At 59.7% G+C, this 9,307-nt stretch carries 8 protein-coding genes and 2 pseudogenes; 7 read left to right on the top strand and 3 right to left on the bottom strand.

Features of this window, described 5'->3' with window-relative positions:
• The first annotated feature begins 227 nt into the window (after positions 1-227).
• From M0639_RS31005 to M0639_RS30980, 6 genes and pseudogenes are all read left to right on the top strand, one after another.
• Positions 228-1,361, top strand: a complete 1,134-nt coding sequence (locus M0639_RS31005) for a tyrosine-type recombinase/integrase (RefSeq protein WP_064075756.1) — start codon at positions 228-230, stop codon at positions 1,359-1,361.
• The gene (locus tag M0639_RS31000) at positions 1,358-1,723 is read left to right on the top strand and encodes a helix-turn-helix domain-containing protein (RefSeq protein ID WP_054802584.1); all 366 of its coding nucleotides are present in this window, start codon (positions 1,358-1,360) and stop codon (positions 1,721-1,723) included. The genes M0639_RS31005 and M0639_RS31000 overlap by 4 nt, the downstream gene beginning before the upstream one ends.
• Before the next feature lie 151 nt (positions 1,724-1,874).
• A complete protein-coding gene (locus M0639_RS30995; protein WP_248671205.1) occupies positions 1,875-3,170 on the top strand; it encodes a Fis family transcriptional regulator in 1,296 nt (431 codons plus the stop codon).
• Between the two features lie 180 nt (positions 3,171-3,350).
• Positions 3,351-3,965 carry a hypothetical protein gene (locus tag M0639_RS30990; protein ID WP_156525134.1) on the top strand — a complete coding sequence of 205 codons (615 nt, stop codon included), beginning with the start codon at positions 3,351-3,353 and terminating at the stop codon, positions 3,963-3,965.
• Between the two features lie 100 nt (positions 3,966-4,065).
• On the top strand, positions 4,066-4,293 hold the full coding sequence (locus tag M0639_RS30985; protein WP_156525133.1) for a hypothetical protein: 228 nt from the start codon (positions 4,066-4,068) through the stop codon (positions 4,291-4,293).
• Between the two features lie 94 nt (positions 4,294-4,387).
• Positions 4,388-4,507: pseudogene (locus tag M0639_RS30980) on the top strand (MerR family transcriptional regulator); the annotation flags it as partial.
• Positions 4,508-5,329: 822 nt separating this feature from the next.
• Here M0639_RS30980 and M0639_RS30975 read toward each other — a convergent pair.
• The 3 genes and pseudogenes from M0639_RS30975 to M0639_RS30965 all read right to left on the bottom strand — a co-directional run bounded on the left by M0639_RS30975 (position 5,330) and on the right by M0639_RS30965 (position 7,523).
• Positions 5,330-5,989, bottom strand: coding sequence for a hypothetical protein (locus tag M0639_RS30975; RefSeq protein WP_064075654.1), 660 nt, complete (start codon positions 5,987-5,989; stop codon positions 5,330-5,332).
• Between the two features lie 90 nt (positions 5,990-6,079).
• Positions 6,080-6,298, bottom strand: a pseudogene (locus tag M0639_RS30970) (DUF2510 domain-containing protein); the annotation flags it as partial.
• Between the two features lie 148 nt (positions 6,299-6,446).
• Positions 6,447-7,523, bottom strand: a complete 1,077-nt coding sequence (locus tag M0639_RS30965) for a hypothetical protein (protein WP_064075652.1) — start codon at positions 7,521-7,523, stop codon at positions 6,447-6,449.
• Positions 7,524-8,205: 682 nt separating this feature from the next.
• Here M0639_RS30965 and M0639_RS30960 point away from each other — a divergent pair.
• Positions 8,206-9,150, top strand: coding sequence for a hypothetical protein (locus tag M0639_RS30960; RefSeq protein ID WP_197491328.1), 945 nt, complete (start codon positions 8,206-8,208; stop codon positions 9,148-9,150).
• The last annotated feature ends 157 nt before the right edge of the window (positions 9,151-9,307 follow it).

The raw sequence follows: 9,307 nt of genomic DNA, 5'->3' as shown, positions 1-9,307 counted from the left end.
AGCTGATTGTGGCGCCCTGACCTGCCAGCTTTACAGAATCATTATTATCGGCGTTAAAGAAGGTCGAGTTCAACTAGATGAGAGAACTCGTCCCATTGGATCTCAAGCGAAACTGCTGCCTGTGGCCGGTGACGACTTGCTGCCGGACGGTGGCCCACGAGCCTGATCCCCAGATCGACATCGGTTTATGCAAACAGATGAGAGATTCTCGCGCTACACTTGCGTTCATGCAGAGTGTTCCAGGTCGGCTGCCAGAGTTCCTGTCGAACGGCGTCGTCGGGCTGCTGCGACCCGAGGACCGAGTCTTTGAGGCGATGCTCGATGGCTGGCGAGCGCAAATGCTGGCCCGTGGGCTCGGTGTGCCGTTCATTCGGTCCTCGTGCGGCCTGGTCTCTCGGTTCCAGGAGCACTCCAACGAGTATCCGTGGGGCTGGCAGCCGATCCATGTCGATGAGTTCCTGGCTGATCGACGAACCGGGCCGAAAGCCGTCTCGGTGTCGACGCTGCGCGCGAACGCTGGCACGATCAGGTCCTTCTGCTATTACGTCACTGACGAAAGGTATGGGTGGGCTGCGTTCTGCAGCAAAGTATTTGACGACGTTCCCGCCCAAGTCGTGTTCGAGTGGAACACGCCGCGCCACAAGACCGATGACGCCATCCCAGCGGACCGGCGCAGCTTCACTCAGACCGAGTTGCAGACATTCTTCGACACCTGCGATGACCTCGTCGATCAAGAGTTCGCCAAGGGCTCGAAGCGCTGGCTCCCACTGATGCGAGACTCCACCGCGTTCAAGGTGTGCTACGCCTACGGTTTGCGCCGTCGGGAACTTTCCATGCTCGACTACCACGACTTCGGCCCAAATCCGCACGTAGACAAGTACGGCCGCTATGGCGCCGTTCAGATCCGCTACGCCAAAGGCATGTCGGGGTCAGGACCGCGCCGTCGCACTGTTCTCACGGTGCCTGAGTTTGACTGGGTGGTCGATCTTCTCGATCACTGGCTCTCGCCGCAGGGTCGCGAACAGTTCGCCACTGCGGACCGCTCGGCCTCGTTGTGGCCGTCGGAACGGGCTGGCGCCACGGGCATCCGCAACTTCAATCGCACCTTCACTGCGGTCCGCGAACTGGCTGGGCTACCGACAGAGTTGAAGATGCACTGCCTGCGCCACTCCTACGTCACTCATCTCCTCGAGGCCGGATACGATCCTATGTTTGTCCAGCAGCAAGTTGGCCACGCCTACTCATCCACCACCGCGCTCTACACCTCAGTCTCGGCAGACTTCAAACAAAAGACCATCCAACGGATGATCCAGCAACGAATCGTCACACGTGACGAAAGAAGGACCGGGAAGGACACGTGAGCGAGCAACGCCGAATCGGCTATCGCTGGAATCTCCGCCAACGAATGGCCGATCACAACCTCTGGAAGACAACGGAACTCATCCCGCTTCTCAAGTCCCGCGGAATCAACCTATCAAACGCACAAGTGCACCGATTGGTGACAGGCACACCCGAGCGGATCCCTGCGCGCACCTTCGCCGCGCTGTGCGACATCCTTGAATGCACACCCAACGATCTCTTCGAACCATATGTCGAGATCCGAGCTGCGGCCACGGCCGACGCACCGGCCAACCCGGCCGACCTAGGCATCAGCGACAAGCGCTCGGTTGCCCGCCGGATCCGAGTCGTCCGTAGCGATGATGACGATGGCAAGACCACGTAAACCTGAAGACCCACAACGGTGGGAAGTTCCATGCGATCGCTGCGGTGAGCACAGAGAATGTGTCGTCACCTGGCAGGGCCTCGGAGTGTGCGGTTACTGCTACCAAGCAGCCAAACGAACTCGAGGCGTATGCGCGTGCGGTCACGACGGGGTGTTGCCGGGAATCATCAACGGCCAGCAGGCGTGCCGCAAATGCGCGGGCATAAAACTCAACGTCGACTGCGTTGAGTGCGGCGCCGAGGAAGAACTGTACGCACAGGGATGCTGCTGGCGATGCGTCCTGAGGGCGACCGTCGACCGACTACTGACGAATCCAGAGACTGCTAGCATCAACGACGAACTGAAACCCTTTGCAGCTGCCCTGAAGTCGATGAAACGGGCCAACAGCGGTCTGACCTGGATCAACCAGGAACATGTCACAGCGTTCCTCACCGAGCTGGCCCGCACACCGCTCGTTTCCCACGACGTCATCGACCAACTCCCCCGATCGCGCACCCGAGAATACGTCCGAGAACTCCTGGTCACCCACCAGATCCTGCCGCCCAGAGACGGACTACTCCACCGCTACATCGACTGGTCCGATGAAGCCCTCGACCGGCTGAAGTCGTCCGAGCACCGGGAAGTCGCGACCCGGTACATTCGTTGGCATCACCTGCGGCAGATGTATTGCATGGAGTCGGTGTCACACGGCACGTTCCTGCGGTCGAAGCAAACCGTTTCCGTCACAATCGAATTCCTCAACTGGCTCACCGACCGGGACATCTCGATCGACGATCTATCCCAAGCGGATCTGGACGCGTGGCAGGCCGAAGGCCCGAGCACGCGAGAGTTCGCCATCCGGTTCCTCGCGTGGGCAGTCAAGACAAAGCTGGTCGCTCGGGACCTTACAATGACACCACATCGTCGTGGTACAAGCTCTAAGATGAGCCCTGAGGCCCAGCAAGACGTCGTCGATGGCATTACATCAAACCAACCCGCACTGAATCCGCGAGATCGAGCCGCGGCGATCCTGGTGCTCGTCTTCGGCCAACAGATCGACCGGGTCGTGAAACTCACCTGGGACCACGTCATAGTCTCAGACGAACTCGTGACCGTCACACTCGGCGACATCGCCATCGCTCTTCCCGCACCGCTCGACGAACCATTCCGATATCTCGCCGGAGAACGAGACCTCGGGAACACCGCCGCCCACCCAAGTACGCGCTGGGTGTTCCGCGGCTATATCCCTGGCCAACACATCAACCCGGGCCACTTGCGGAACCGCCTGAAGTCGACGTTCGGCACCCGCGCCGCCCGGCTCGGCACCCTGCACGAACTCACCAAGCTCGCACCCGCCGCAATCCTCGCCGACACTCTCGGCTACTCCCCTGCCACCATCGAGCGACATGCGGTGGCGTCTGCAGCCACATATGCCCGATACGTAGCGATGATTGACGCTGATGGCTAGGGTTGTGTAGCTCGAACTGCTTCTGCGGCCGATGCCGTTCATAAACTCGCGGTACTGATATGTCAGGCTACTATTGGCGGCCGGGATGGAGCTAAGAATGTCGAGAGAGAATCGCGGCAAACCTCGGACCAGAAAGACGACGAAACAACCTTCGATTCGCCTTTCTGGCAGGCTATGAGCATGGCGATAACACTAGAAGACACTTTAGCTGCGATCAGCCTGCTGCAGAACACCGAGAAATGTGCTCGCATATCCGGGACCGCCGAGTACCGACGGTGGCCCAAGAACGACATAGCGGGCCCGCCGAACCGCGTCGATACAGTGCACTTCTCCATCGACAACGAGCTCGGTTCATGGTCTCAGCGCGACACCAAGTCCGCGCAAACCCGCCGCTACTCCAGTGGCGCCGGACAGGAGCTGGTCGATGACGACGGGCAGCTCATCCCTCCCAAACCACCATCAGGGTTCGACCACTGGCCTCTGCTCATCAAGATGATGACACCGAGTAGATTCCCGATCTGGGGGCGCCCGGGAGATAAGTGGAGAATGAAGGGCGCCGAGTCCACCGAGCACGGTTACCTCCTGCACCTCAACCGTGACACCTCCCCCGCAGAGGCGGAGCTGTACATCGACACCACTTTTTCGCTACCAATCCGCTGGACCGATACTCACCAAGTCAGGCCAGATCTCGGGGCGAAACAGGAGGTAGAGATCGTGGCCCTGCACATTCCTCCGGAATGGAAGCGTCTCACCGGTATGGACATGTCCGAGGAAGGTCAAGACATGGCAGGATAGCCGAGCTTTGCACCAAGCGCACCTCGGCCTGGTCATCCACTTCATGTCTGATCGGGGTGACGCCTGCACGGCTTGGCTCCGGACGGCGCACAATGGTCCTGTGGGAGCGAAGAGCAACGAGGCGATGTTCCGCTTCATCCTGCCGGCTCAATTGAATGGGCCCGAACTCAGCGAGCAGATAAACGAGGCTGTACTCCGTAGGGCCCGCGATGCTGGAGCTGTCTCCATCGGCGACGTATATGTCAGCGGCACTATCCCTATCGGTGACGGCGCGTGCCAGTACTCGGTTCGAGTTCGGTTGTACTTCGGTGGCCCTGCCTTCGCTTGAGCCCCATTATTTCCCAGCCGGGCTCAACGACGTCGGGCCTCTGAGATAGGTGGTCTACTCGTCCTAGTTCAACACGTCCCGTTACCAGTTTTCTTCTGTGATCGAGGCCGCGTGCCGGATCATCATCCTCGAAGACCAACTCGCCGAAGCGCGGCGCATCAACACCGAACTCCAACAACACCACGACAACAGTCCCGGCGCCGCGCCCGAATAGTGGCGGAGACAGTCGCCCGCGTCTCCCCTGAGTGCGCCGATGCACACGCCTATGCGGAGCGCCGCCGGGAGTCGAACGGGGACAAAGCATTCGCTATAATCGTTCAACGCAACGTCATCCCGACGTGGCGTTGCACTCAGCCGACCGAACACCGGTCCTGCGCAGGCCGACATCCGGTGGGCCACCCGGTACCGCGCGCCTGTCTCCCCAGACTCCGGCGCGCACGGCCCATCAGGTCGGACACCTAACCCCGCCCTGATGGGCCACTTCCGGGCCGTGCCTCACGGTCGGCTAACTACTCACTCGCCGTCCGAACCCCGAAAACTTCTGGCGAAGAGAGAATTTCACCCCTGACGACAGCGAGTATCTCTTCGAAGCGGCGTCACAACCATGCTATCGATCGCGATGCAGGCACCGAGTTGCCAAGACCAGGAGGGTCGTCACGATGGTTCGCAGACTGCCTCGAACTAGTCAGTGGCTTCCAGATTCGGTTGGATTGCAACATGATTCGAGAGTCGAACTACCGGTTACCGTAGGAAATCGATCTATTGACGTCCGTCAGGAGTGCGCGACTGACAGAGGACCGGCTGACCTGACCTCACTCCCCGTATACACCTTTTCCTGTTACATCCCGATGGCGTTACATCAGCTGCCGCCGGGGTTGATTGAAAGCTCGAAGCGGGTTTCAGCAGTCGCGTGTCGTCCATGTGCCGCACCCGTGGCTGCGAAGACGATCATCGAGTTTGCGGCGAAGACGGCCACATTATCGGCTGAAACGGCTACTGGGTCTCTGTCTGAGCCCCTCGTATCTAGGTGCAAGCCTTACGAGACGGTGCGTATGTTGAAGCCGAATGATTCCAGAGGGGTCAGCGCTCTTCCCGTATTTTGGTTGTTGACGGCGAAGACCGTGATTCGTCCGCTCCCATCGATACTCGATGCATAGAAACGCATGTGGTAGGCGACGAGGTCGTTCTGCATCTTGAAGTTCGAGTCGTATTCGAGAATGAATACCGTCTCACTGCTGGTGGTTATGCATGTCGCGCCGGCGATAGCGCCACCAATCGGGTTTCCGTCGAAGAATTTTCCCGGCGCACAGACCGCTCCGAACCAATCCTCGGCGGTCCCGTAAATCGCGTTGTCGTCGATTGCAGCCACGGATGCGGTGGAGTCCCGGGTGTCACTGTTCTTACTTTCTGATGACAGTGCAAGGCCGGCGAACACCGCGCCGGCCACAAGTATGCTCGCCGATCCGATAGCGAGAATGCGCATATGAGTGGCCCGCCCGGCGACCGGGCCGAGTGGATCGTGACGGGCCTTCGTGCGTGACTTCACGTAGAGGAAGAAGCCGCAGGCAGCCGCCACAAAGGGAAATATGCCGAGCCGGATGTAGGTGCCTTGGGTGCTGGTGCCCCTGACGATCTGACCCAAGGCGATGAATACCGCCCCGAGAGACAGCGCCAGCAGTATCAGTGCAATCGACACAGCAGCAACCGTCGCCCAATGTCGATCGATAGGCCTGTGCCCGTGAGAGGGCGGTGTTGGACGCATCTGGGGACGCGTGGGCGCGGCATCGAGGGGCGCGGTGTGCGACGACCACGCTGTTCCGTCCCACCACCTGAGCACGTGGGCGTCGGGATCGGCGTACCAGCCCGGATTTGCCTTCGGACCAGCGTTGCCGGCCGATTCGGAAGCTAAGGGTGTATCCCACAGATGTTGGAAGTTGTTGCGCGAGGACGTGTCACTTCCCGAGCTCGAGGCGATCGGGTCACTAGCATCAGGGGTGGCTGGCATCTTCGGATCGGGGTGGGAAGTCACAGAGATTGCCCTCTATTTCAGGTGTGTAGGTGTGTTCGAGATCGAAAAATGAATCAAAGCTATGCAATGAAGGGCGTCAGGTATCTGAACAATCCATCTCGCAGCGCGCGCTCTTCTGCGGCGGTTATGAGTTCGAGTGGCGGGCGATGGTTGCTTGTTTTGCTGCCGCGAATTCGGCGTCGTCGAGGATGCCTTGATGATGGAGGTCTGCGAGGTTGTGGAGTTCTTCCGCCAGACTTGTCGAAGGCGCCGCGGCGGCACTCGGACTGTGCTGTACGTGAAATGTCGGGCGCTTGTAATCGATGATTTTCTTCTGAAGTTCGGTGAGGCGAGGAAGGGCCAGTTTGTGCTGCGCTTTGGGGAGCGGAAGGCAGTTCGACAGAGTGAAGGGGCTATCACCGGCTTTGTTGCGGCTGGTGCTGGCCGATCTCCAGTAGTCGTGGTTCGCGGTTCCCTGGTAGCTCGGGGTGAGTACCTCGAGAACACCGCTCATCATCCCGCTGTTGTATTCGATGTTGGTGATGTCGGAGTAGGGGAAGGTGGTAACTCGTCCACCGCCCATGGATCCGGTCATGAAGCCGGCCATGCCGCCGACTTTCGCAATGATGAGACGGTCTTCGAACGCGGCGAGGATCCCTGCGGACCCGGAGTTGATGACGAACCAGGGCAATTCGTCTGGGGCCGTGTGCTCGTCTATGGTTCGCCACGCGACGTCCTTGAGCGGCGCACCGATAATTTCGACGTCGAATCGTCGGGCCTCGCGTGCACGCACGTTTTCGGTGGCGACAGCATCGCGGGCTCGAAGAGTCTCACGTATCCCGGGAGGAAAGCCCGCCGACGCCAGATGGTGGACGTAGTGACTGACGAAGTCGATGTCCGCGTCAGTGATCGCGCCGAACTGATGCACCTGCTGAGCAAGGTCGGTGATGTGGAGTTGTTTCCCGGTCATCTTTTTGACGAACTCGAACCGGGAAATATTGTCGGCCTCGAGAGCGACTCGGGGTCCGCGGGTAGCTACGTCGATGCTGCTGAATGCCATGACGCGGGCATTGGTGATTGCGAGTCCGTCCAGCACGGGCCGGACTTGATTGGTTTTCGACAAGGCCCAGATTTCCTCACCAGGAAAGAGTTGCCCTCGCAAGCTTGTCACCCACTTCTCGGCAACTTTTTCTTTCAACTTGGGGGCGTACTGGGGCGCCAAGGTTGCTCCTTTTGTCAAGGATTTCGAGATGCCGCGGAGCGGTCAATAGTCTCTGATCGAGTACCTTATCGCCGGAGCCGGCGGTGTTGTTTCGATCTTCTCGAACAGCGCTCTTTTGCAGGGTCTCTCCTACCGGTCAGGGGTCACACAGCACAGTCGATAGATCGCCGAGTCGGTGGCGTAGGCCGAGATAGGCCGAATCACCGCGAGTTTTCGCGTAGAGCACGGCCTTCGACTGCCATAGTTGCCGGTGGAAAATCCATTCAGCGGCCTCATCGGTGGTCCAGGCACAAGAGGGACGGCACCAATTCCGTCCGTTGTCAGTGGGCCACTGTTGAACAGGGATCGGAAGACCTTCGACTATCGCGGCGTAAGCAAAGGCGTCGGAAAGAATCGGACCGTCACCGCACACCACACAGGCGATTTCGAAGGCCGGCGGCTCGTGCTCACAATGGCGCCAGTGCGACCGGACGATGACCGATCCCTGATCGCTGGCATTCGGTCCGCACGTTATGGGCAGCTTCCGCTGGAGTGTGAAACAGGACCAGACCGATATCGGCGAAGGCACAGAAGATCCAGGCGGTAACCAATCCGCCGCACCGACCGATCCACAGTGGACGGGACGTCGGCAAGCCAAAGCGACTCTCTAGCGCAATCCGGTCCGTGCGATGAGGAGCTAATGGTGAAGAAGTTGGACTACGACCTGGTCGGTGAACGATTGTTCTCGAACTACAAGGTCAGGGCAAGGATCGAGAGGGATTACAGCCTCCCGACAGGCGCCGCCACCTCGTCGCAGTTCCTCGACTACGCGGTGCGCTATCTCGACCAAGAAGCGATGGACAACCCCCTCGCTCAGACGTACAGCAACCAGCAGGTCTTCAAAGCTGCAGTCAACGCCCTCGGCAGCAACTCCCGAAACTGGGCGAGTTTCGTCAAGGTCCGTGACCAGCACCTCGAAGGACTTCTCTACGACTTCGACCCCGACAAAACGCACACCGCCGTCCTCGACGGGACGTTAACGCTCGCCGACATCCGTGAGCATTTGAGCGGGCAGGGGGGCACCGGTGATGCAAAAGCGATCATCCGCTGGGCGAAGCTGCTGACCGATCACCCCAATTACTACGACCAGATCCTCGGAATCGCACGCGCCTTCGTCGCCCTCGCAGAGGATGCCGGCTACCAGCTCGACAACCAGCACCTGATGATGATCCTCGCCGGCTACCTGATCTCACCCCCACGCCGGTGGCCCGGCGAAAAGCATCTCGACAGCGGCCTCGTTCGGATGACGCACCGCGAACGGGACCTACCGGGTATGGGTTATCCGCTCGCCAGCGAATTCCTCCGCAACCTGCATTGGAATGGTTTCAAACCCGACCGCCACATCACCAGACTTCTCGGGCTGTGGGTGCCCGAAATCAGGGAAACGGTAGAAGAGGACGTTGATCGTCTCTGTGCGTTGATCGGAAGCAAGAACCGATCACTCAAGTACTTCCTGAGGTACTCACTGGTCGGAGTTGCGATCACGCCGGACGGCAACTACTCACGCGCCGATAACCTCATCTGGATGCTCGGCGCCTATCTGGAGAAGAAGAACAAGGAATCGAACGTGGAGTACATCCACGAATGAGGATGTCGGCCGGCGGTCAGTCACACGGATCTCATTCGATATCCAGGCGACAGTGGGCGTGCATTGCCGTTGTCGTCATCGGAGCGCTGGCTCTGGCAATGGGTGGCCCTTCGCTCTATCGGTGGGTGAGCACACGATCAGCCGAGAAAGCCGCAGA

It is taken from the genome of Rhodococcus qingshengii JCM 15477, assembly GCF_023221595.1.
In the GTDB taxonomy this organism is placed as follows: Bacteria; Actinomycetota; Actinomycetes; order Mycobacteriales; family Mycobacteriaceae; genus Rhodococcus_F; species Rhodococcus_F qingshengii.
The sequence above is the reverse complement of the archived record's forward strand: the minus strand, read 5'-3'. Positions and strand labels throughout refer to the sequence as shown.

Bases quoted from the DNA above. Each gene is read 5' to 3' on its own strand.
- M0639_RS31005 (WP_064075756.1), top strand. From the start codon at position 228: ATGCAGAGTGTTCCAGGTCGGCTGCCAGAGTTCCTGTCGAACGGCGTC.
- M0639_RS30990 (WP_156525134.1), top strand. From the start codon at position 3,351: ATGGCGATAACACTAGAAGACACTTTAGCTGCGATCAGCCTGCTGCAG.